This window comes from Halomonas sp. DN3 (genome assembly GCF_024137905.1).
Classification (GTDB): Bacteria; Pseudomonadota; Gammaproteobacteria; order Pseudomonadales; family Halomonadaceae; genus Halomonas; species Halomonas litopenaei.
In genome coordinates this window covers 2948543-2970665 of the sequence record NZ_CP099965.1, presented here as the reverse complement: position 1 = coordinate 2970665, position 22123 = coordinate 2948543, and the positions used below count along the sequence as shown (strand labels likewise).

General features: G+C 63.6%; 18 protein-coding genes. 8 read left to right on the top strand and 10 right to left on the bottom strand.

Annotated features, from left to right (window positions below; genetic code table 11):
* Positions 1–19: 19 nt before the first annotated feature.
* The 4 genes from NKF27_RS12830 to NKF27_RS12815 form a co-directional block, all read right to left on the bottom strand.
* A complete protein-coding gene (locus NKF27_RS12830; RefSeq protein ID WP_162816462.1) occupies positions 20–307 on the bottom strand; it encodes a putative quinol monooxygenase in 288 nt (95 codons plus the stop codon).
* A gap of 112 nt (positions 308–419) precedes the next feature.
* On the bottom strand, positions 420–1982 hold the full coding sequence (locus tag NKF27_RS12825; RefSeq protein ID WP_253552127.1) for a tripartite tricarboxylate transporter permease: 1563 nt from the start codon (positions 1980–1982) through the stop codon (positions 420–422).
* A gap of 12 nt (positions 1983–1994) precedes the next feature.
* Positions 1995–2798 (bottom strand): tripartite tricarboxylate transporter TctB family protein, encoded by an 804-nt coding sequence (locus NKF27_RS12820; protein ID WP_253552125.1) that lies wholly within the window; start codon positions 2796–2798, stop codon positions 1995–1997.
* Positions 2799–2908: 110 nt separating this feature from the next.
* On the bottom strand, positions 2909–3910 hold the full coding sequence (locus NKF27_RS12815) for a tripartite tricarboxylate transporter substrate binding protein (RefSeq protein ID WP_124803790.1): 1002 nt from the start codon (positions 3908–3910) through the stop codon (positions 2909–2911).
* A gap of 216 nt (positions 3911–4126) precedes the next feature.
* On the opposite strand from NKF27_RS12815, the gene NKF27_RS12810 reads away from it, so the two are divergent.
* Genes NKF27_RS12810 through NKF27_RS12795 form a run of 4 tightly spaced genes read left to right on the top strand, consistent with a single transcriptional unit; the run spans position 4127 to position 8131 of the window.
* Entirely contained in the window at positions 4127–5143 is a 1017-nt protein-coding gene (locus NKF27_RS12810) for an SMP-30/gluconolactonase/LRE family protein (RefSeq protein WP_253552123.1), read from the top strand.
* Between the two features lie 40 nt (positions 5144–5183).
* Positions 5184–6290 (top strand): isocitrate/isopropylmalate dehydrogenase family protein, encoded by a 1107-nt coding sequence (locus tag NKF27_RS12805; RefSeq protein WP_108448970.1) that lies wholly within the window; start codon positions 5184–5186, stop codon positions 6288–6290.
* Positions 6291–6349: 59 nt separating this feature from the next.
* On the top strand, positions 6350–7396 hold the full coding sequence (locus tag NKF27_RS12800; protein WP_253556477.1) for a Gfo/Idh/MocA family protein: 1047 nt from the start codon (positions 6350–6352) through the stop codon (positions 7394–7396).
* A 12-nt stretch (positions 7397–7408) separates the two neighbouring features.
* Positions 7409–8131: a GntR family transcriptional regulator gene (locus tag NKF27_RS12795; RefSeq protein ID WP_108448972.1), complete on the top strand. Its 723-nt coding sequence runs from the start codon at positions 7409–7411 to the stop codon at positions 8129–8131.
* A gap of 49 nt (positions 8132–8180) precedes the next feature.
* Here the strand turns inward: NKF27_RS12795 and NKF27_RS12790 are convergent, their stop codons facing one another.
* Complete coding sequence (locus tag NKF27_RS12790; protein ID WP_108132897.1) at positions 8181–9674, bottom strand: Na+/H+ antiporter NhaC family protein; 1494 nt, start codon at positions 9672–9674, stop codon at positions 8181–8183.
* A gap of 186 nt (positions 9675–9860) precedes the next feature.
* On the bottom strand, positions 9861–11237 hold the full coding sequence (locus tag NKF27_RS12785; protein WP_222516614.1) for a glutamine synthetase family protein: 1377 nt from the start codon (positions 11235–11237) through the stop codon (positions 9861–9863).
* A gap of 249 nt (positions 11238–11486) precedes the next feature.
* On the opposite strand from NKF27_RS12785, the gene NKF27_RS12780 reads away from it, so the two are divergent.
* Together NKF27_RS12780 and NKF27_RS12775 are read left to right on the top strand one after the other, a co-directional pair.
* The gene (locus tag NKF27_RS12780; RefSeq protein ID WP_253552121.1) at positions 11487–12227 is read left to right on the top strand and encodes a gamma-glutamyl-gamma-aminobutyrate hydrolase family protein; all 741 of its coding nucleotides are present in this window, start codon (positions 11487–11489) and stop codon (positions 12225–12227) included.
* Between the two features lie 374 nt (positions 12228–12601).
* Positions 12602–12943, top strand: coding sequence for a hypothetical protein (locus tag NKF27_RS12775; protein ID WP_253552119.1), 342 nt, complete (start codon positions 12602–12604; stop codon positions 12941–12943).
* Between the two features lie 243 nt (positions 12944–13186).
* Here the strand turns inward: NKF27_RS12775 and NKF27_RS12770 are convergent, their stop codons facing one another.
* Positions 13187–15100 carry a Na+/H+ antiporter NhaC family protein gene (locus tag NKF27_RS12770; protein ID WP_253552117.1) on the bottom strand — a complete coding sequence of 638 codons (1914 nt, stop codon included), beginning with the start codon at positions 15098–15100 and terminating at the stop codon, positions 13187–13189.
* 307 nt (positions 15101–15407) lie between these two features.
* Here NKF27_RS12770 and NKF27_RS12765 point away from each other — a divergent pair, with 307 nt between their 5' ends.
* On the top strand, positions 15408–16811 hold the full coding sequence (locus NKF27_RS12765; protein ID WP_253552115.1) for an aspartate aminotransferase family protein: 1404 nt from the start codon (positions 15408–15410) through the stop codon (positions 16809–16811).
* The gene (locus NKF27_RS12760) at positions 16808–18304 is read left to right on the top strand and encodes an aldehyde dehydrogenase (RefSeq protein ID WP_253552113.1); all 1497 of its coding nucleotides are present in this window, start codon (positions 16808–16810) and stop codon (positions 18302–18304) included. The genes NKF27_RS12765 and NKF27_RS12760 overlap by 4 nt, the downstream gene beginning before the upstream one ends.
* Positions 18305–18555: 251 nt before the next feature.
* Here the strand turns inward: NKF27_RS12760 and NKF27_RS12755 are convergent, their stop codons facing one another.
* The 3 genes from NKF27_RS12755 to gatA all read right to left on the bottom strand — a co-directional run bounded on the left by NKF27_RS12755 (position 18556) and on the right by gatA (position 22095).
* Positions 18556–19107 (bottom strand): cupin domain-containing protein, encoded by a 552-nt coding sequence (locus tag NKF27_RS12755; protein ID WP_045993048.1) that lies wholly within the window; start codon positions 19105–19107, stop codon positions 18556–18558.
* A gap of 73 nt (positions 19108–19180) precedes the next feature.
* Positions 19181–20635: an Asp-tRNA(Asn)/Glu-tRNA(Gln) amidotransferase subunit GatB gene (gene gatB, locus NKF27_RS12750; protein WP_108132890.1), complete on the bottom strand. Its 1455-nt coding sequence runs from the start codon at positions 20633–20635 to the stop codon at positions 19181–19183.
* The gene (gatA, locus tag NKF27_RS12745) at positions 20635–22095 is read right to left on the bottom strand and encodes an Asp-tRNA(Asn)/Glu-tRNA(Gln) amidotransferase subunit GatA (RefSeq protein ID WP_253552111.1); all 1461 of its coding nucleotides are present in this window, start codon (positions 22093–22095) and stop codon (positions 20635–20637) included. The genes gatB and gatA overlap by 1 nt, the downstream gene beginning before the upstream one ends.
* Positions 22096–22123 lie beyond the last annotated feature (28 nt).

Here is a 22123-nt window from a genome sequence, read left to right as displayed (position 1 = left end):
CTCGCAGATCCAGGTTGCGTCAAGCCTGGCGCAGGTCTCCTTGAAGGACCTTCTTCTCCGCCACCAGCGGTGCGCTCTTCTGATCGAAGGCATGAAAGTGGTCGGTGTCCAGATGCCATCTGAAGGCGTCTTGGTCCCGGTAGAGCTCGTAGAGGACGAAGGTGTTCTCGTTCCGTAGTCGAACCACATCGAAGCGCTGGCAGTGACGTTCCTTTTCCAGGCTATCCGAGGCTTGGCGCAGCAGTAGTGCCTCGAGGCGATCGGCACACCCTTGCTGCGGGGTAAAACTGACGATGACGGCGTGCACGGTGAATGTCTCCTGTCTGGGGTGGATGAGAGCGGTGACTGATGAGAGCGGGGTGGATGAGCGTTGGTGTCGGCAGCTCGGTGCCGACACCCGTCTCCTTGTCGATGTGACGCTACTGATGGTCGTCGGCGCCATGCGCTGGCTTGCCAGCTAGCGCACGCCCTCTGAATTTTTTCCAAAGGCGGCTGCGATAGCGCTTCCAGGCCGGGATCTGAGACGCGATGGTCAGCACGATCACGGCGATCAGCAGTAGTGACACCGGTCGTTCGAAGAACCCCATCAGGCTGCCCTCGGACACCATCAGGGCGCGGCGCAGGTTTTCGTCCGCCATCGGGCCCAGAATGACGCCGATGACCAGAGGCGAAATCGGATAGTCCATCTCTCCCAGGACGTAGGCGGCGATGCCGATCGGCACCATCAGGTAAAGATTCAGCAGGCTGAGGCCCAGCGCGTAGGACCCGATGACCGACAGCACCGCGACAATCGGCAGAAAGATTGACGAGGGTACCCGCAGCACCTTGATGACGTGCTTGGCCAGAAACATGCCGTTGATCCACATGGCCAGGGAGGCGAGGGCGATGATGGCGGTGAGCTCGATCAGGAAGTTGGGCTGGGTGATGGCGATCATCGGACCCGGGTTCAGGCCGTGCAGCATCAACGCGCCCAGCAGCATCACCGCCGGTGGGCTACCTGGAATGCCGAGGGTCGTCAGAGGAATGAGCGCACCACCAATACAGGCATTGTTGGCCGTTTCCGACGAGACCAGGCCGGCAGGTTCGCCCTTGCCGAAGCGTTCAGGGTGGGCAGAGGAGTTCTGGGCGGTACCGTAGGACACCCAGCCGGCGATATCCTCGCCGACGCCGGGGACGGCACCGATACCCACGCCGATGAACGCCGAGCGGATGACGTGGCGCAGATTGCGGAAGACCGCACGGAATTCGGGCAGCACGCGCTTGACGGGCTGGGGACTGCCGAGGGCTACCCTGTCGCGCAGGGTACGAATGATCTGCGGGATCGCAAAGGCGCCGATCAACACCGGAACGACCTCGATGCCACCGTCCAGCTCCGGCAGGCCGAAGGTGAACCTGGGGAAGAACTGAAGCTGGTCGCGACCGATCGTCGATAGCGCAAGGCCCAGCAGTCCGGCGATCCATCCCTTGTAGACCAGGTCCTTGCTCGTCAGGGTGCCGCTGATGATGATGCCGAAGAGCGCCAGAAGAAAGAATTCATAGGACGTGAACTGCAGCGCAGCCTCGGAGATCAGCGGTGCCAGGGCGATCAGCGCGACCATGCCGATCAGGGTGCCGATAAAGGACGCGGTGGTGGTCATGCCGAGCGCCTTGCCGCCTTCCCCCCGTTGGGCCATGGGGTAGCCGTCCATGGCAGTGGCGGCGCCCGCCGCGGTGCCGGGGATATTGATGAGAATGGCCGGGTAGGACCCACCGTAGACCGCCCCTACGTACATGGCGATCAGCGAGATCAGTGCCGTCTGAAGGTCCATCGAATAGGTCAGCGTTGTCAGCAGGGCGACCCCGAGCGTCGCGGTCAGGCCGGGAAGCGCCCCGAAGATGATACCCAGGAAGCTCGACCCCAGCAGTAGCGCCACCATCGCGGGGTTGGTAAGGATCTGCCAGATGGCATGCGCGAATACCGAAAGCTGCGCGATAAAGTCCATGCGAGTGTCTCCTTAACCTTGGGCCGTCAGGTGGCTGACGAGGGCTTGCATGGTGTCTATCACCAGACCTTCCACCGGGAGTGGTACCAGCAGGAAGAAACGGAAGATCGGTACCAGCACCAGGGGAATGGCAATGCTGACCAGCACGACGGTGCGCAGTTTCCTGCATTCTCTAGGCGAATGGCGCAGCAACCACCAGGCGATGGTGGCGACTGTCAGAAGCGTGGCGATAGCTACCAGATCCAGGGCGTACTGCTGAGATGTTGGCCGATGGCTCAGTAGTGTGATGAGTACGCAAGCGATGACGGCGCCGACCAGTGTCAGGGGAATGAGAGCCATCTTTTCGATATAGAAAGGTGTGATGAAGAGAAAGAGGAAGAGGGCGCTGGCCAGTGCAAAATCGACGCTGGGAACGAACGAGTAAACGTACAGACCGATAAAGGCCATGATCACGGCCACACGACAGGAAGCAGAAGCTGGAAAGGACGCCTTCGATCGGCCCTTCGAGGCGCTCTCTCTGCGTCTGGCGCCGCCATCGAGGATGGCGCGTCGCAGCAACAGCAGCGACACCAACCCCAGGGTGACGGCGATCGACAGGGGGAACAGCGCGGGGGAAACGTACCAGGCGTTGGTGACACCGCCGTAGCTGTCGGTCATGGGGAAGGTGAGGGATTTTGCGAGCATGGCGAATGCCAGCAGCAGCAGTGCTAGGCTCGTGAAGAAATCGCGGCGTCGCCGCTGGATGAGTTCGTCGTTCCCCGAGAAAGCGGCGCCTGCCTGATTCTCGGGGTCAGGGAGCTGTTTGCTGTCAACCATGATGTGTCCAGTGAACCTGATGTTCTACGAGGTATTGACGTGGCCCGGAAAATGCCCGGAGGCAACGATTGCCTCCGGGCCTTCGGTTATCGGGAACGAAGAAGTCGCGATCAGGGCCTTGGAATATTCAATTCCTCCGGATTGATGGAAGCAGACTCCAGGTCATACAGCGTCCATGAGAAGAGGGACTCGAGCCGAGAGAATTCCTCCGAGGCTTCTTCTCCCGTCTTGCCGGACAACTGGAAGTAGTTGTCCTCTGCCCACTGTTTTACCGCGTCAGTTTCCAGTGCCTGCTCGAACGCCTGTTCAAGGGTCTCCTTGACCTCCTCCGGGGCATCGTCGCGGACGGCAAAACCGATGGTCTGTCGAATAGGCAGATATTCCTTCAACTGCGGATAGCTGTCGAAGGCAGAGGGGATTTCACCGGTTCCCTCGATGTCGACCGGGCTATCGGTCAACACCGCCAGGGGCCGAAGTCGATTGGCCGCAATCAGTTGCTGCTGCTCGGCAAGAGAGGTGATGACCACGCTGACTTCACCCGTGATGGCGGCGTTCTGGCCCGGCGCGGAACCCGGGTAGGGAATGAAGTTGAGATCTGCCCCCGTGCCTTTCTCGAAGGCGAGCAGATTGAGGTGATGAACGGAGCCCGAGCCCCCCGCGGCTGCCTTGATGGTGACGTCGCCGCTGGAGGCCGCCTCCACCAGTTCTTCCAGGGTGGTATAGGACGAATTGCTGCCCACGGAGATCAGGTCCGGCGATCCCCCGATGATGAAGGGGTACCAGCTGTCGAAGGTATTTTCCCAGCCGCCCTGGACCGCCGCGGCGACATTGGATTCGGACAGACCTGCCAACGTATAGCCGTCGGCGGGCTGGTTGCTGACATGGCTCATGCCGATGGAGCCGGCGACACCGCCCGGTTTGTTGACCACGTTGATGCGCCTGGGAAGGAAGGCATTCATTTCTGCGCTGACGACCCGGTTTGCGACATCGGTGCCGCCGCCGGCCGACCACACGACCACATTGGTGATGTCGCGTTCGGGGTAGTCCGCGGCGGCTGCGTGAAAGGAGAGACCCATGAGCAGGGCGATTGCTGGCGTGACATGACGTTTCATTTGGCTTCCTCGTCGCTTGTTGTTGTGCCGGTCGCCCGGGTGGCTGACGCGGTCTGGTCTTGACCGGCTTTGTGCATGTGTTAATGTATACGTTAACGAGTTGGTCGTCAAACGCTGGTCAAAGGGCCACAGAAACGGTCCCTCGGAACATCGAAATCCCGGAACAACAAGAAGACTGACCAACGCAAGAACAGAACAACGAGACCCAGGAACAACATGATCGAACTCGAAGCGCTGGACTATAGCGGTGGCGACTTGAGTCGGCCCGAGTGCGTGCTGACACATTCGAGTGGCCTGCTGATGACCGCAGACTGGACCGACAGCGGTGGCGTGGCGATCTTCCGCCATGCAGATCGCGCGCCGGCCCTTCGCATCCTGTCGAACCAGCAGGGCTTCCAGCTTCGTCCCAACGGTATTGCTCTGGAAGACGACGGCGGTGTGATCGCGACCCATCTGGGCGAAGACCAGGGGGGCGTCTTCCGGCTGCACGTCGACGGCGCCCTCGAGCCGTTGGTGACCGAGATCGACGGTGTCGCCCTGCCTCCCACCAACTTCGTTCATCGAGACGGCGCCGGCCGCCTCTGGATCACCGTCAGCACCCGTCAGCAGCCCCGCGCCAAGGGGTACAGCGCGGCGGTGGCCGACGGTTTTATTGCTCTGGCCAACGCCGATGGCAGTGACGCCAGAATCGTCGCCGATGGCCTGGGTTACACCAACGAGTGCGCCCTGCACCCCGATGGCCGGTGGCTCTACGTCAATGAAACCTTTGCCCGCCGGCTGAGCCGTTTTTCCGTGGAGGAAAAGGGACGACTCGGCGAGCGCCAGACCGTCTGTGAGTTCGGCCCTGGCACCTTCCCCGATGGGGTGACCTTCGATGTCGAAGGCGGGGCCTGGATCACCAGTATCGTCAGCAATCGGGTCATCCGGGTCTCGCCGACCGGGGAGCAGAGTGTCGTGCTGGAAGACAGCGACGAGGCCTATCTCAAGCAAGTGGAGGAGGCGTTTGACGCCGGTCGGATGGGGCGCCCTCACCTGGATGGCGTCGTCAGTCGTCGACTCGGTCACGTATCGAGCCTGGCATTTGGCGGCAGCGACCTCGATCGGGCTTACCTTGGCTGCCTGCTGGGGGACCGCCTTGCCTCGTTTCAGGCGCCAGTGCGCGGCGTGGCGCCGATACATTGGCGTGCTCCCTTGACCCGATTGCGTTCGGCACTCGCCGGCGCCAATGCCTGACTTCTTCAAGTAACAACCAACAATAGCGAGAGGCTGTCAAATGACCAACAAGACCCACTTTTCCATCGCTGTCTTTCCCGGTGACGGCATTGGCCAGGAAATCATGAAGCCGTGCGTCACGCTGCTGGAGGCAGCCATGGCGAGGGTCGGGGGCGTATCGGCGAGCTTCGAGGAGCTGCCTGCCGGTGCCGCCCACTTCAGGGATACAGGGGAGTCGCTTCCCGAGGCCTCGTTGAAGCGTGCCGACGAGGCCGATGCGATCCTGCTGGGTGCCATGGGGCTGCCGGACGTTCGCTATCCGGATGGCACCGAGATCTCGCCACAGATCGACTTCCGCTTCCGTTTCGGCCTGTACGCCGGGGTCAGGCCGGTGCGCACCATCGCCGGGCTTCAGCCGATGCTCAATAACCCCAGCGCCCACGAACTCGACTTCGTGATCGTGCGGGAATCCACCGAGGGCCTGTTTGCGTCTCACGGCAGGGGCGAGATCAAGGGCGACGAGGAAGCGCGCGATACCCTGGTCATCACCCGGGATGTGAGTCAGCGACTGTTCGACTTCACCCTGGCGCTGGGCCAAAGCCGCCAGGCCCAGGGGGGGAAGGGCAGGGTGACCTGTGTCGACAAGGCCAATGTGTTCAAGTCCTTTGCCTTCTTCCGCAAGATCTTCGACGAGCGGGCCGAGGCGCATCCGCAGCTCGACTGCGACCACATGTACGTGGACGCGGCGGCGCTCAACATGGTCACCAGGCCCTGGGATCTCGACGTGATGGTCACCGAGAACATGTTCGGCGACATACTGTCCGACCTGGGCGCCGGTCTGATCGGTGGCATGGGTTACGCGCCTTCCGCAGACATCGGCGATGATCACGCGGTCTTTCAGCCATGCCATGGCAGTGCGCCGGATATCGCTGGCAAGGGCCTCGCCAATCCAACGGCCATGGTGCTGTCCGGTGTGATGATGCTGGAGTGGCTGGGAGAAAAGCACGACTGTGAGCCGGCGCTGAAGGCAGGCAAGTTGCTGCGAGAGGCCGTGGACGCTGCCTTTGCCACTGGCACCCTGGTGACTTGCGAGCTGGGCGGGGATGCCGGTACGACCGCGGTGTTCGAGGCAGTCATGGCCCAGCTGGTCGAGCTTCCGATCCAGTAGCTTTTGATGGTTGGGTGGTGCGCCGCTCAAAATGGCAGGTCGCAGGAGGTAGGTTGTTGATGGAAAAGCTAAGGGTCGCAGCGGTTGGCGCCGGATACTTCAGCCAGTTTCAATATGACGCCTGGTCACGCATCCCCGAGGTTCAGGTGGTGGGCGTGTGTGATCAGGACACCTCACGTGCTCGGGAGGTGGCCAAGCGTCATGGGGGCTGGGAGGTCTACTCGGATGTCCTGGCGATGCTGGAGGAAGCGCGCGCCGACGTGCTGGATATCATCACGCCGCCCTCTTCACACCTGGCCTTGATCCGCCTGGCGGCGGAGCGCGGGGTGAACGTGATCTGCCAGAAGCCGTTCTGCAAAAGCCTGGAGGAGGCGCGCCAAGCCGCCGTCCTGGCCGAGCAAAGCGGGATTGAACTGATCGTTCATGAAAACGTCCGGTTTCAGCCCTGGTACGAGGAGATCCAGCGGCAGATCGCCGCGGGCAGGCTGGGGCAGATCTATCAGGCGACGTTCCGGCTGCGCCCTGGAGATGGACAGGGGCCGCAGGCCTATCTGGAGAGGCAGCCGTACTTTCAGAAGATGGAGCGGTTTCTGATCCACGAGACCGGGATACATTGGATCGACACCTTTCGCTATCTCTTCGGCGAGGTGTCCGCGGTCTATGCCGAACTGAGGCGCCTCAACCCGGCTATCGCCGGTGAGGATGCGGGGCATGTCATCATGGAGTGTGCCGGCGGGGTTCGCGCCGTTCTGGATGGCAACCGCCTGTCCGATCATTGCGCCGATAACCGGCGGCTGACCATGGGCGAAATGACCATCGAAGGAAGCGAGGGTGTGCTGGTGCTGAGAGGCGATGGCACCCTGGGTTACAGAAGGCACGGGGAGAATCTGTGGCAGGATATCGACTATGAGTGGGTGGATCACGGTTTTGGCGGGGACTGCGTCTATCGGTTCAGCCGCCATGTGGTGGACGGCCTGATGGGGCGGTCGAGGTTGGCAAATACCGCGTCTGACTATCTCGCCAACATGAACATCGAAGAGGCTGTCTACACCTCTGCCAGAGAAGGCAGGCGGCTTCGTGTGTCCAGTGACGTCTGTGGAAGCTGAGGATTTGCAGCGATGAACTCAAGAGACACGTCTTCTCGATCCGTGCCGGCGAGCAGGGGCGAGGGACCTCCGGGGGACAAGCTGTCGCTGCCGGAAAAGGCGTACTACGAGATAAAGCGTCGGATACTCGACAACGAGTTTTCTTCGGGATCCTTTCGCCTCGAGAAGGAGTTGGCGGAACTGCTCGACATGAGCCGGACGCCCGTGCGAGAGGCAATGATTCGGCTGGCCAATGAAGGGCTGGTGGAAATCAGGCCGCGCCACGGTATGCGAGTGTTGCCGGTGTCGGCCGAGGATATGGTCGAGATATACGATGTGTTGACGGCGCTCGAGACCCAGGCGGTCGAGTTGCTGGCACGACGCGGATTGTCCGACCAGGAGCTCGGCCAGTTGATGGATGCGGTGGATGAAATGGACGATGCCCTGGCCGATGACGACCTGACCCGCTGGGCAGCGGCGGACGAGCGATTCCATCTGCTGCTGGTGGAGTTGTGCGGCAATCGCCGCATCGCCACCATCGTCAACACCTATTGGGATCAGTCCCACCGTGTGCGCATGTTGACCCTGGGACTACGGCCACGGCCGACGTCATCGAACAACGACCATCGGGCCGTTGTCCAGGCCATTCAGAATGGTGACGTCATCGCCGCCAGGGACCACCACCGGGAGCACCGGGTAAATAGCGGCAGGATGCTGGTGGAGCTACTCGACAAGTACGGTCTTTCTTCGATCTAGGCGTGTGTCGCGATACGAAAACCGGGAGCGCATTGCGCTCCCGGTTTCGTTACACCAGCGCGTAGCCCAGCGCCACGAAGCCGAGGCTGGTGACGGTTGCCCCGATCAGGGTGTAGGGCAGCTGGGTCAGGGCGTGCTGCATCGGCAGGACGCCGCTGCCCTGGGACGACAGTACCGAGGAGTCCGAGAAGAAGCAGGCGTGGCTACCGAAGCTCGAGGCCGACAGCAGGGCACCCACCACCAGTGGCATCGACACCTCCATATGGGCGGCCATCGGGATCACGATGGGGATCGAGATCACGAACACGCCCCAGGACGATCCGGTGGCGAATACCACCACCGCCATGGAGATGAAGACGATGGCCGGCAGCAGCGCCGGGGTGATGTAGGGCGCCAGGGCGTCGATCATGAACTGGGTCATGCCGAGCTGGTCGTTGACCTCCTTGAGCACGAAGCCAACGGCGACGATGGCCAGCGGCAGCATCATGGTGCGAAAGCCGTCCATGATCGAGTCCATCAGGCTCGAGAAGGTGGACAGGCGCTGCACCAGGAACAGCACGATGGTGAACAGGGTGGCGGCGATGACGCCCTTGAGCAGGTCGATCTCGAAGTAGGCGCTGGCGCCGATCAGCACCGCCATCGGGGCGACGAAGTTGAACAGGCCAAGCCAGGGGTTGCCACGCGGGGTGTCGTCGCCAAGCGGCTCATCCGGGGCGCCGTCGGGAATCGTCTGGCCGGCGCGGGCGCGGGCCTCGGCGGTCTTCATCGGGCCAAGGTCAGGCACGATGCTCATGGCCACCAGAAAGACCAGGCCCATGGCGACCCAGCCATACAGCATGTAGGGAATCGACTGGATGTACAGCCACATGCCGGGGCCATCGGTGGCGCCGTTGGTTTCCAGCAGCTCGGCAAAGTACACCGCCCAGGTCGAGATCGGCACCAGGACGCAGATCGGGGCGGCGGTGGAGTCGACGATATAGGCAAGCTTTTCCCGCGATACGCCGAAACGGTCGGTCAACCGCTTCATCGCCGCCGAGGTCGCCAGCGCATTGAGGTAGTCGTCGATGAAGATCAACAGTCCCAGTACCGCAGTGCACAGCAGTGACTGACGGCGGGTCTTGACCAGGCGGCTCATGAAGTGGCTGAAGCTCAGGGTGCAGCCGGACTTCTCGAGCATGGCGATAAAACCACCCATCAGGCCGCATACCAGGATCAGCCAGGCGATGGTCTCGTTCATCATGACCGATAGCGAGACGTCGGCCAGGGCACCGATATAGTCGCTCGGCTCGATCAGGATAAGCCCGGACAGCGCGCCGATGGCCAGGGCCTCCAGGGTCCTGTGGGTGGCAATCGCCACCACCAGCACGATCAGCGAAGGCACCAGGCTGATCCAGCCGAAGGGGGTGCCGGCTTCGTGGTGGAAGGTCAGGCCGGCCACCAGGGCAATAAGCCCTGCGACCATGGCAAAGGTGCGACCCTTGCCCTTCTGGCTGGGCTTGCCGGGGGCGAAGGGATGGGTGGACGGTGCGTTGGTCTGGGTCATGGCGTCACCTCCAGTGCGAGGCCTGGATCGATGACAAGGGGCGTTGTGGTTGTCATGAGGGGAGGTACCCGTGATTGCTGTGAGTTATATCGGGTTGTTGAGGTCTTGCGTTCGTGCCGGGCGAGCGCACAGGGCGTCCCTGCCCGGTACGGGAGTCCGGGGCGTTAGCGTCGTGATTTCCCGCGCTCAGACGTGGCGCAGGTACCAGTCGTACTCCAGGCGACTGACGCTTTGCATGGCCAGTTCGCGCTCGGCGCGACGGTTGGCCAGAAACACCTTGAGAAACGCCTGGCCGAAGGCTTCTCCAAGCGGTTCGCTGTGCTCCAGCAGGTCGAGGGCCTTTGACCAGCTGTTGGTCAGGGTGGGCTCGTACTGGCGGTAGGCGTTACCAGTGACAGGCTCCCCCGGCGAGACAGCGGTATCCAGACCGTGACAGACCGAGGCCAGCAGGGTGGCCAGCAGCAGATAGGGGTTGGCATCGGCTCCGGCTACTCGATGTTCTACCCGTCGGGCGGCGTTGGCTCCAGAGGGGATCCGCAGTGCCACCGAGCGGTTATCGTAGCCCCAGGTCGGCGTCATCGGCACATAGAGGCCGGGCTGGAAACGTCGGAAGGAGTTCAGATTGGGCGCGAACAGCGCCATCGAAGCAGGCATCAGCTCCATCAGGCCACCGATGGCATGACGCAAGGCAGGGGTCCCCAGCGGGTCGCCATCGCTGTCGGCGAAGACATTGTCGCCGCTTTCGTCGATCAGGCTCATGTGGACGTGCATGCCGTTGCCGGCCTCGCCGCCGTAGAGCTTGGCCATGAAGGTGGCCTCGAAGCCGTGGCGCAATGCCACGCCCTTGATCAGGCGCTTGAGCAGCACCGCGCTGTCGCAGGCCTTCATCACGTCATCGCCGTGGATCAGGTTGATCTCGAACTGCCCAGGAGCGCATTCCTTGAGCGCGGTGTCCAGCGGCAGTTGCTGTAGCTGGGCGGCGGCGTGCACCTCCTCGAGGAAGTCGGCGTACTCGTCGAGTTCGTTGATCGAATACAGCTGGCTATCGCTCGCCCGCTCGCCGCTCGCCGGGGAACGGCAGGGCTGGGCCATACCCATCTCGTCGCGTTGGCGATCGACCAGATAGAATTCGAGCTCCAGCGCGACCACCGCCTTGAGGCCGCGCTCTGCCAGTCGCTCGACCTGGCGCGCCAGCACGTTGCGGGGATCGGCGAAGAAGGGGCCGTCCTGGTCATCGCGCATGTTCATCAGCAGTTGCGCCTGGCGTCCCTTGCGCTGCCAGGGCGTGACCATCAGGGTGCCGGGAATGGGGCGGCAGACCTGATCGCGATCGCCGATGTCGAGCCCCAGCCCGGTTTCCTCGACGGTATTGCCGGTGATGTCGAGGGCGAACACCGAGCCGGGGAGCTGGATGCCGCTTGCGTAGGCCTTTTCGAGGTTGTCACGGGGGATGCGCTTGCCGCGCAGCACGCCGTTCATGTCGCTGATCAGCAGGTCTACGCTGTCGACCTCGGGATGTCGGGCCAGAAAGTCGCGAGCTTCGTCGACGCTGGGGGTGCCCATGCTGTCACCTTTTGTTGGTTCGTTGTGATGTGGCTAGTGTTTCGCTGACCGGGCCATGGTGTCAAATTATTTACGCGTAGAGGTGAGGGGCTTGTCGAGGTGACGAGTGGTCTTTTGTTTTATTTAAGTTAGTAAAAACAAGTAGTTGGTAGTCTTTCTGTCAAGATTTTCGGCGCCGGGCTTGGCAAGAAAATCCGACCAAGGTATGTTGAGGAAACCATAACAACGGATAGAGCTGCGAGGAGTTCGATGAACATTCGTCCGCTGGTTGGCGTCATCGCCTGCCGTCGAGAGGTCGAGGGTCACCCGGCCCACATGGTGACCGACAAGTATCTGCGCGCCCTGCGTGACTACGGTCTTGAACCGATCATGCTGCCGGTGTGGCAAGGGCAGGGCCAGGAAGATGCCCGGGCGCTGCTGGCGCGCCTCGATGGACTGGTGCTGACCGGCAGCTACACCAACGTACTGCCCGAGCGCTACGGTGCTGAACGCGAACCGGAGAATACCCGGGACGACGTGGATCGCGACGCCGCCGCCATGAGCTGGGTGCCGCTGGCGCTGGAGCAGCAATTGCCGCTCTTGGGCATCTGTCGAGGATTTCAGGAGCTCAACGTGGCCTTCGGAGGCAGCCTGCACCAGGCGGTGCAGCGGGTGCCGGGGCGGCTCGATCACCGCGAGCCGGAGGGTGAAAAGGCCGAGCAGTATGCGCCAGTACACGACCTCGAGATCCAGCCAGGCGGCCGTCTGGCCGCGCTTTACCCCGAGGCCAGCGCGCGGGTCAACTCGCTGCATCAGCAGGGTGTCGATCGACTTGGTGAGGGGCTGCGCGTCGAGGCGCTGGCGCCGGACGGGCTGGTGGAGGCCATCTCGGTGGCTGACGCGCCGGGGTTCACCCTGGCGGTACAGTGGCATCCGGAGTGGGAGCCCCAGTCCCATCCGCTGTATGACGCCATCTTCAAGGGCTTTGCTGCTGCCTGTGCGACGCACTAGGGCTTGTCTGAAAAGTGCCTGCACTCGGTAATACGGCGTTAAAAATCGGATCAAAATGCTCATTTACACCCCGTAAACTGCGCTTTCTCACCGATTTTTGCCTTGTCTAACCTTCGCTCGTCGACTTTTCGGACAGCGCCTAATGTCCTGGGCGTCGGCGTCGTGCCGAGTTGGGCAATGACGTCGGCCCGACGGTGTGTTTGTCGCTGTGTTCTGCCTGCTTCGATGGATACTGTGCCGACTTACCATTGTCGGTGGGGAAAAGCTGTCCGCTGCCTCGACAGGCACAGATATCCTTCTATGCTCAAACGGTGAGGATCGCCCCTGATGCTCGCAGTTGGATGCCCCCTCTCAAGGAATCGAAGGAGAAGACCATGGTGATCAAGCGTTCGTCTTTCATGCTGGTGCTTGCGGGTTCGCTGCTGTCTCTGGGCGCGGCGACGGCCCTGGCGGAGTCTAGTGCCCAGGATGAGCATCGCCAGGAAATGGAAGAGCAGGCGGCCAGTTCTCAGCCCGGTGAAGGCATGATGGATCAGACCAACGAGACCTTGCTGGAAGGGTCCGCCGCGGCTACCGAGAAGCGTCAGGAAATGCTCGAGGGCTCCTCGGACCCGGGCAATGTCGAGGGCAAGATGGATGGCTACAACGCCGATATGCTCGAAGGCAGTGCGGCCGCCACCGAAAAACGTCAGGAGATGATGAAAGAGCAGGAGTAAGCCTGCGACGGGGTCATCGCCCCAGGCCTCCTGGCGACCCATCACTCAGCAGATGGCAGCGGTGCCGTAGTCACAGGGTCACCACGTCGTGCTGGCACCCTTTCTCAACGTCGTCACAACACCTGAAGTCGTCCCAACGAAAGCGCCGCCCCAGGAGGGCGGCGCTGTCGTTGTGATGGTGGTGGTAGCGGAAGTCGTCACGCTGGACGGAGCGGGCGCTGGCGAGCCAGCGCCCGGAGGCGCTCAGGCGCTGGCGTCGCTGGCCGTCGCTACCTTCGTTGCCGCGGTCGCGCGCTGGCCCAGGGTGAACAGCACCGCGGTCAGGGTGGCGACGCCTCCCGCCAGGCCCAGCCACCAGGGCAGGCCGAAACCGGTGCCGAGTGCGCCGAACAGCAGCGCCACGATGCCGACCAGCATGGCGTAGGGTAGCTGCGTCCTGACGTGGTCGATCAGATCACAGCCGCTGGCCATGGCCGCAAGCAGGGTGGTCTCGGCCAGCGGCGAGCAATGATCGCCCCACACCGCGCCGGCCAGCACTCCCGCCACCGAGGCGTACAGCAGCGGCATGCCTTCGGCGGTGCCGGCCATGCCATTGTGCTCGAGTACGGCCCAGGCCAGCGGTACCACCAGCGGCATCATGATGCCCATGACACCCCATGACGAACCGGTGGCGAAGGCGGTGAAGCCGGCCAGGCCGAAGATCACCGCCGGCATCCACTGCGGTGACAGGCTATCGCCCAGCACCGTGACCAGAAAGTCACTGGTGTGCAGGTCCTCGTTCACGCTCGCCAGTGCCCAGGCCATCATCAGGATGGTGATCGGCAGCAGCATCGACTTGACGCCCTCGAACCAGTAGTGGGCGGTTTCGGTCATGCTCATCAGTCGTTGCACCTGGGTCATGAACACCGCCGTCACGCAGGCCGCCAGCGAACCCCACATCATGGCGCTGAAGGAGTCGCCCTCGCCGAAGATGTCGCGCAGCTGATGGTCGCCGCCGCCGAGGGCATCGAGACCGGTGGCGTAGATCCCGCCCAGGGTGATCGCCACCAGCACGATCATCGGTATCACCGCGTTCAGCGCCCGGGTCGGAATGCCTTCCTTGGTGGGGATGTCGGCTTCCTCGACGATGGCTTCCCGGCTGCTCATTGCCTGGCGGGCGCCGGGCTCGGACAGTGCCTTGCGCTCGGCGGTGAGCATGGGGCCGAAGTCACGACCGCTCCAGGCCACCAGGAAGACGAAGGCGAGCGCCAGGATCGGGTAGGCGTTGTAGGGAATGGCGTTGACGAACACCGAGTAGGCGGACTCGTTCCAGTCGTCGATGGCATCCATCGCCTCGCTGATCAGCCCGACCTGAAAGCCGATCCAGGTGGTCACCAGCATGATCGCGGACACCGGTGCGGCGGTACTGTCCACCAGGTAGGCCAGCTTGGCTCGCGAGATCCTCACGCGGTCGGTGATATGGCGCATGGTGTTGCCGACGATCAGGGCATTGGCGTAGTCGTCGAAGAAGATGGCCAGACCCAAAAGCGCGGTGGAATTCTGCGCCTGGCGTCGTCCACGGATCACTCGCGCGATGCGCTCGGCGATGCCGCGGGTGCCGCCGTTGCGCGAGATGATGCCGACCATGCCACCGATCAACAGGCAGAACAGCACGATCGACATATGGTCGCTGTCGCTGGCGGCGGACAGCACGTGGACGTTGACCGAGTCGCCGAAGGCGCCGAGCAGGGCGCCGGCGTTCATGCCGTGAAGCACCCAGCCGCCGAGCAATAGCCCGGCAAACAGCGCCAGGATGACCTGGCGGAAGGCCAGCGCCAGGGTGATGGCGGTCAGAGCAGGCAGCAGCGAGAGCCAGGCGGGAACAGGGTCGAGTTCGAGGGTGGCGGCGGGGGTGTCGGAGGCGTCGTAAAGCGACAGGGTGCGTGGGCCGTCGGTGACGGTCAGGCTGAGTGTCGCGACCCCGTCGGCGTCGACCTCGAGCGGATGGCGACGAGTGCCGTCGTCGATGTGCCAGGGGAGGTCGGGATCAAGCCCGCTGGCCTCGACGTCGGTCGCGACCCCTTCGAGCAGGATGTCCGGGCCGCTTAGCTGGGGTGCTGCCTGGACGGTGGAAAGGCTCGCCCACAGCAGCAAGAGCGACAGCAAGAGCAAAGGCACGCATCGGGTTTTTCGCCGGCCCGTCGGCGAAGGACATGGTGGTTTCATGGTGGCCCCGGTTGTTGTTGGAAGGTGTGGAGAGCGCCGTTTGGCGTCAATGAAAGTTGGTCGTTTGGCCGTTGGTTGTCAATTTTTTTTGTGGCTAAAAATAAAAAATATCGACATTGTACGATGGTCGTAGACCGATAATCAGTGACTTATGGTTTTTTTCTAAGGAAATGCTGCGCTGGGCTTGGCTTTCACGAGAAGGGTAGTTATGTTGAGTAAACCATAACAAAGCAACTCACCAATATCGGGAGACTTGGCCATGACCTCGCCAGGCGCCGCACGGCTCAAAGAGCTCGATCGCGAACACCATCTGCACCCCTTCACCGACTTCAAGGCGCTCGGGGAGGAAGGCAGTCGTATCATCGTTGACGCCGAGGGGGTCTACATCCAGGACGCGGATGGGCATCGCATCCTCGATGGCATGGCGGGGCTCTGGTGCGTCAACCTCGGCTATGGGCGTCAGGAGTTGGTGGACGCCGCCAGCGAGCAGCTCACCCAGCTGCCGTACTACAACAATTTCTTCAAGACCACCCATCCACCGGCGGTGGAGCTTGCCGAGACCCTGTGTCGACTGGCACCGGCGCACATGAACCGGGTGTTCTTCACCGGTTCCGGCTCCGAGGCCAACGACACCGTGCTGCGGATGGTGCGTCGCTACTGGGCGCTAAAGGGCCAGCCAGAAAAGCAGTGGATCATCGGTCGCGAAAACGGCTATCACGGCTCCACCGTGGCCGGCATGAGCCTGGGCGGCATGGCGCCGATGCATGAACAGGGTGGTCCCTGTGTGCCGGGTATTACCCACATCCGTCAGCCTTACTGGTTCGGCGAAGGGCGAGATCAGACTCCGGAGGCCTTCGGTCGTGCCTGCGCCGAGGCGCTCGAGGCGCGTATCCAGGAGCTGGGGTCCGACAAGGTCGCGGCCTTTATCGCCGAGCCGGTACAGGGTGCCGGCGGCGCCATCATCCCCCCGGACAGCTACTGGCCGGCGATCAAGGAGGTGCTCGAGCGCCACCAGATCCTGCTGGTGGTCGACGAGGTGATCTGTGGTTTCGGCCGTCTGGGCGAGTGGTTCGGCAGCGTCCACTACGACCTCAAGCCCGACCTGATGCCGATCGCCAAGGGGCTGTCCTCCGGCTACCTGCCGATCGGTGGGGTGCTGGTCGGTGATCGTGTCGCCGACACGCTGATCGACGAGGGCGGCGAGTTCTACCACGGCTTCACCTACTCGGGGCATCCGGTGTGCGCCGCGGTAGCGCTCAAGAACCTTGAGTTGATGCAGGCCGAAGGCGTGGTCGAGCGGGTGCGTGATGATCTGGGGCCTTACCTGGCGACGCGCTGGAAGTCCCTGGAGTCCCACCCGCTGATCGGCGAGGCGCGCTCGCTGGGTCTGATCGGCGCGCTGGAGATCGTCGCTGACAAGGACAGCGGCAAGCGCTTCGACAAGTCGCTGGCGGTGGGCAACCTGTGTCGCGATATCTGCTTCGAGACAGGCCTGGTGATGCGCTCGGTGGGAGACACCATGGTCATTTCACCGCCCCTGGTGATCAGCCACGATGAAATCGACGAACTGGTGGGTCTGGCCCGGGAGGCGCTGGACGAGACGCTGCGCCGGCTGACCGCCCAGGGCGTCGAGATCACCGCCGCCGAGGAGGCTGATGCATGAGTCGTCCCCTCGACAAGGCTGGCTGGCAGGCCCTGGCCGACACCCTGACGGCGCGGCTGGAAACCCGCGCCTACATCGATGATCGCTTCGTCGACGCCGCCAGCGGCGAGACCTTCGAGACCATCAACCCCGCCACGGGGGAAGTGCTGGCGCGGGTCGCAAGCTGTGACCAGGCCGATGCCGAGTTGGCGGTTGCCCGCGCCCGGCGCGCCTTCGATGGTGGAGAATGGTCGCGCCTGGCGCCGACCCGGCGCAAGCGGGTGCTGCTGCGGCTGGCCGAGCTGATGGAGGCCCACCGCGACGAACTGGCGCTGCTCGACACCCTGGACATGGGCAAGCCGATCACCAGCGCGCTGGGTGACATGGCCGGCGCCATCGGTGCGATACGTCACCAGGCCGAATCCATCGACAAGCTTTACGGTGAGGTCGCGCCCACCGGCGAAGAGGCGCTCGCGCTGGTGCTGCGCGAGCCGATCGGGGTGGTGGCGTCCATCGTGCCCTGGAACTTCCCGATGATGATGACCGCCTGGAAGATCGCACCGGCCCTGGCCGCCGGCAACAGCGTCATCCTCAAACCGTCGGAGAAGTCGCCACTGTCGGCGCTGCGGCTGGCTGCCCTGGCCCAGGAGGCCGGCCTGCCACGCGGCGTGCTGCAGGTGTTGCCGGGCTATGGTCACACCGTGGGCAAGGCGCTGGCGCTGTCGATGGACGTCGACTGCCTGGGCTTCACCGGCTCCACCGCGGTCGGCAAGCAGCTGATGCAGTACGCCGGTCAGTCGAACCTCAAGCGGGTCTATCTGGAGTGCGGTGGCAAGAGCCCCAATCTGGTGTTCGCCGACTGCAGGAATCTCGCCCAGGTGGCGCACCACGCCGCCGAGGCGATCTTCCATAACCAGGGGGAGGTGTGTATCGCCGGTTCGCGACTGCTGGTCGAGAACAGTGTGCGCGAGGCCTTTATCGAGCACCTGCTGGCGGCGGCCGAGTCGATGCAGCCGGGGGATCCGCTGGACCCGTCGAGCTTCATGGGGGCGATTGTCGATGCGACCCAGCACCGTCGCATCCTCGACTTCATTCGCCAGGGGCAGGAAGAAGGCGGACGGCTGCGTGCCGGCGGCGAGGCGCTCGGCGGGCCGGGGCTGTACATCCAGCCGACGGTGTTCGACGGTGTCACCGAGGACATGACGATCGGACGTGAAGAGATCTTTGGCCCGGTGCTGTCGGTGTTCGGCTTCGACAGCGAAGAGCAGGCCATCGCCCTGGCCAACGACTCGGTCTATGGGCTGGCCGCCGGGGTGTGGAGTCAGGACGTCGACCGCATCATGCGGGTCAGTCGTCGTCTGCAGTCGGGCCAGGTGTTCGTCAACAACTGGGCAGGCGGGGATCAGAGCGTGCCCTTCGGCGGGGTCAAGCAGTCCGGCAATGGCCGCGACAAGTCGCACCACTCGCTGGCCGAATACACCGAACTCAAGAGCGTCTGGATCGCCTTGAACTAGACTTCCGGTCCGATGTCATCAACGCGCACTGATGGGAGATGACTCCCTGATTGGCCACGCCTTGCGTGGCCTTTTTTGTGGTTTGCAGGGCGGGCAGTGCCGAAGGGTAGGGGGCTGTCAGTGTCCGAGCGACGCTACTAGAAGGCTCGCGCTGGGGTGATGCAGCTGACCAGTCGGCAGGCACTGGGTAGGCGCCGGGGGTGCGGAGACCTTGCCTTGGCGCCTTTGAGCCGACGCCACGGTATTCGCCGCTAGAAGGCTCGCGCTGGGGTGGTGCAGCTAACTAGTCGACAGAGGGTCTCGCTGGGATTGCGAAAGCGGTGGGGCACATTGGTGTCGAAGTAGTACGCCTCGCCGGCGCCAAGTACCCGGGTCTCGGCACCGATGGTGATCTCGATCTCGCCCTCGAGCACCACCCCGGCTTCCTCGCCCTGGTGGGTGATCATCTCGCGGCCGGTATCGGTACCCGGGGGGTAGGTCTCGATCAGAAACGACAGGGCGCGTGACTCGCGGTTGGCGCCCACCAGCTTGAACACCACGTCGCCGCTGCCCATGTCGGTCAGTTCGTCGGCGCTGTAGAACACCTGGTTCTTGCTCTCCAGATCCATGGTGAAGAAGTCGCCGACGCTCATCGGGATGGCGTCGAGGATCTTTTTCAGCGAGCTGACCGAGGGGCTGACCTTGCCCTGTTCGATCAGCGACAGGCTGGAATGGGTCACCCCGCAGCGCTTGGCCAGCTCGCGCTGGGAGATATTGCGCAGGTTTCGCAGGGCCCTCAGGCGGGTACCGACATCGTCCGACATCGCGGGTTCCTTGGGTAAAGCCAGTGGAAGCCGGCGATGGCGCTGCCATCGCCGGTGGTCGCCTTAGCGCCCATCAGCACAGGGCGTCGAGCTTTTCCTTGAGCAGGGCGTTGACCTGCTGGGGGTTGGCGGTGCCGCGTGAGGCCTTCATCACCTGGCCGACAAAGTAGCCGATCATCTTGCCGCGCTTGTCGGGCTCGGCGTCACGGTACTGGGCCACCTGGGCGGGGCTGTCGCTGATCACCTGGTCGACCATGGCCTCGATGGCGCCGGTGTCGGTGACCTGCTTCAGGCCCTTGGCCTCGATGATGGCGTCGGCGCTGTCGCCTTCACCGTTCCACAGCGCCTGGAACACCTGCTTGGCGGCCTTGCCGTTGATGGTCGAGTCGATCACTCGCTTGACCAGGCCGCCGAGCTGCTCGGCGCTGACCGGGCTATCGGAGATGTCCAGTCCGTCACGGTTGAGCGCGCCGGACAGCTCGCCCTGGACCCAGTTGGCGGCCTGCTTGGCGTCGCCACAGATGTCCTTGACCTGCTCGAAGTACTCGGCCATCTCGCGGCTGGCCGACAGCACCCCGGCGTCGTAGGCGGACAGTCCCAGCTCGCTCTGGAAGCGCGCGCGCTTCTCGGCGGGCAGTTCGGGCAGGCTCTCGCGCAGGTGGTCGACGTAGGCGCAGTCGAGCACCACCGGCAGCAGGTCGGGGCAGGGGAAGTAGCGGTAGTCGTTGGCTTCTTCCTTGGTCCGCATGCTGCGGGTCTCGTCAGCCTCGGGGTCGTAAAGGCGGGTTTCCTGCACCACCTTGCCGCCGTCCTCGATCAGCTCGATCTGGCGCTCGACCTCGTAGGCGATGGCGCGCTCGACGAAGCGGAAGGAGTTGACGTTCTTGATCTCGGCACGGGTGCCGAATTCCTGCTGACCCTTGGGTCTGACCGAGACGTTGACGTCACAGCGCATCGAGCCTTCGGCCATGTTGCCGTCGGAGATGCCGAGATAGGTGACGATGGAGTGGATCGCCTTGAGGTAGGCCGCCGCCTCCTTGGCCGAGCGCATGTCCGGCTCGGAGACGATCTCCAGCAGCGGCGTGCCGGCACGGTTCAGGTCGATGCCGGTCATGCCGTGGAAGTCTTCGTGCAGCGACTTGCCGGCGTCTTCCTCGAGGTGGGCGTGGTGCACCCGGATGATCTTGTTCTCGCCGTCCTCCAGGCAGATTTCCACTTCGCCGGCGCCGACGATGGGATGGTACATCTGGCTGGTCTGGTAGCCCTTGGGCAGGTCGGCGTAGAAGTAGTTCTTGCGATCGAACACCGATACCTCGGGGATCTCGGCATGGATGCCGAGGCCGAATTTCAACGCCATCGCCACCGCCTGCTCGTTGAGCACGGGCAGCACGCCGGGCAGGCCCAGATCAACGGCGTTGGCCTGGGTGTTGGGCTCGGCACCGAAGGCGGTGGAGGAGCCGGAAAAGATCTTGGAGCGGGTCGCGAGCTGGACGTGCACCTCGAGACCAATGACGGTTTCCCACTGCATCAGGAGTTCTCCTCGGTCATCTCGGGACGCTTCAAATGCCAGTCGGTGGCCTGCTGGAACTGGTGAGCCACGTTGAGCAGACGGGTCTCGGCGAAGTGGGTGCCGAGAATCTGCAGGCCCACCGGGCGCTTGCCGGCAAAACCCGCCGGAACGCTGATGCCGGGGATGCCCGCCAGGTTGACGGCGATGGTGTAGATGTCCTGCAGGTACATCGAGACCGGGTCCTTCTGGGCGCCCAGGTCGAAGGCCGGGGTCGGCGCGGCGGGGCCCATCAGCACATCGACCTCTTCGAAGGCGTCGAGGAAGTCCTGTCGAATCAGTCGGCGAACCTGCTGGGCCTTCTTGTAGTAGGCGTCGAAGAAGCCTTCGGACAGGGTGTGGGTGCCGATAAGGATGCGTCGCTTGACCTCCTCGCCGAAGCCCTCCGCGCGGGAGCGCTTGTACAGATCGATGAGGTCCTCGGGGTTGTCGCAGCGATGGCCGAAGCGCACGCCGTCGTAGCGCGACAGGTTGGAGGAGGCCTCCGCCGGCGCGATCACGTAGTAGGCCGGGATGGCGTAGGCGGTGTGGGGCAGGCTGACCTCGCGCACGCTGGCGCCGAGCGACTCGTAGACCTTGATCGCTTCGCGGATGGCCTGGTTGACGCCGGCATCGAGGCCGTCGCCGAAGTATTCCTTGGGCAGGCCGATCTTGAGGCCGGACAGCGGCGCGCTGAGCTCCTCGGTGTAGTCGGGAACACCGCGGGCCACGCTGGTGGAGTCGCGCACGTCATGGCCGGCGATGACGTTGAGCAGGTGGGCGCAGTCTTCGGCGCTGCGGGCCATGGGGCCGCCCTGATCGAGGCTCGAGGCGTAGGCGATCATGCCGTAGCGCGAGACCCGGCCATAGGTCGGCTTGAGTCCGGTGATGCCGCAGAAGGCTGCCGGCTGGCGGATCGAGCCGCCGGTATCGGTACCCAGCGCCGCCGGCACCAGGCCCGCGGCGACCGCGGCGGCGCTGCCGCCGGAGGAGCCGCCGGGGACGGCGTCAAGATCCCAGGGGTTCTTGACCGGGCCATAGAAGCTCGACTCGTTGGAGGAGCCCATGGCGAATTCGTCCATGTTGGTCTTGCCCAGGCTGACCGTGCCGGCGGCCTTGAGCTTTTCCACCACGGTGGCGTCGTAGGGGGCGACGAAGTTGTCGAGCATCTTCGAGCCGCAGCTGGTCTTGACCCCCTGGGTGCAGAAGATGTCCTTGAGTGCCAGCGGCACGCCGGTCAGGCGGCCGGCTTCGCCGCGGGCGCGGGCCTGGTCGGCGGCCTCGGCGGCCTCGAGCGCCTGGTCGGCGGTGACGCTGACGAAGCTGTTGAGTGTGCCGTCGAGGCGGTCGATGCGTCCGAGCAGATCCTGGGTCAGCTCGCGACTGGAGATCTCGCCGGCGTCGAGCGCCTGGCTGATCTCGGTCAGTGTCCTGTCATGCATGGGCCTGGCTCCCTGTATGCGTGAATCC

Bases quoted from the DNA above. Each gene is read 5' to 3' on its own strand.
- NKF27_RS12810 (WP_253552123.1), top strand. From the start codon at position 4,127: ATGATCGAACTCGAAGCGCTGGACTATAGCGGTGGCGACTTGAGTCGG.
- NKF27_RS12805 (WP_108448970.1), top strand. From the start codon at position 5,184: ATGACCAACAAGACCCACTTTTCCATCGCTGTCTTTCCCGGTGACGGC.
- NKF27_RS12765 (WP_253552115.1), top strand. From the start codon at position 15,408: ATGACCTCGCCAGGCGCCGCACGGCTCAAAGAGCTCGATCGCGAACAC.
- NKF27_RS12815 (WP_124803790.1), bottom strand. From the start codon at position 3,910: ATGAAACGTCATGTCACGCCAGCAATCGCCCTGCTCATGGGTCTCTCC.
- NKF27_RS12800 (WP_253556477.1), top strand. From the start codon at position 6,350: ATGGAAAAGCTAAGGGTCGCAGCGGTTGGCGCCGGATACTTCAGCCAG.
- NKF27_RS12790 (WP_108132897.1), bottom strand. From the start codon at position 9,674: ATGACCCAGACCAACGCACCGTCCACCCATCCCTTCGCCCCCGGCAAG.
- NKF27_RS12825 (WP_253552127.1), bottom strand. From the start codon at position 1,982: ATGGACTTTATCGCGCAGCTTTCGGTATTCGCGCATGCCATCTGGCAG.
- NKF27_RS12760 (WP_253552113.1), top strand. From the start codon at position 16,808: ATGAGTCGTCCCCTCGACAAGGCTGGCTGGCAGGCCCTGGCCGACACC.
- NKF27_RS12785 (WP_222516614.1), bottom strand. From the start codon at position 11,237: ATGGGCACCCCCAGCGTCGACGAAGCTCGCGACTTTCTGGCCCGACAT.
- NKF27_RS12755 (WP_045993048.1), bottom strand. From the start codon at position 19,107: ATGTCGGACGATGTCGGTACCCGCCTGAGGGCCCTGCGAAACCTGCGC.
- NKF27_RS12775 (WP_253552119.1), top strand. From the start codon at position 12,602: ATGGTGATCAAGCGTTCGTCTTTCATGCTGGTGCTTGCGGGTTCGCTG.
- gatB (WP_108132890.1), bottom strand. From the start codon at position 20,635: ATGCAGTGGGAAACCGTCATTGGTCTCGAGGTGCACGTCCAGCTCGCG.
- NKF27_RS12820 (WP_253552125.1), bottom strand. From the start codon at position 2,798: ATGGTTGACAGCAAACAGCTCCCTGACCCCGAGAATCAGGCAGGCGCC.
- NKF27_RS12795 (WP_108448972.1), top strand. From the start codon at position 7,409: ATGAACTCAAGAGACACGTCTTCTCGATCCGTGCCGGCGAGCAGGGGC.
- gatA (WP_253552111.1), bottom strand. From the start codon at position 22,095: ATGCATGACAGGACACTGACCGAGATCAGCCAGGCGCTCGACGCCGGC.
- NKF27_RS12780 (WP_253552121.1), top strand. From the start codon at position 11,487: ATGAACATTCGTCCGCTGGTTGGCGTCATCGCCTGCCGTCGAGAGGTC.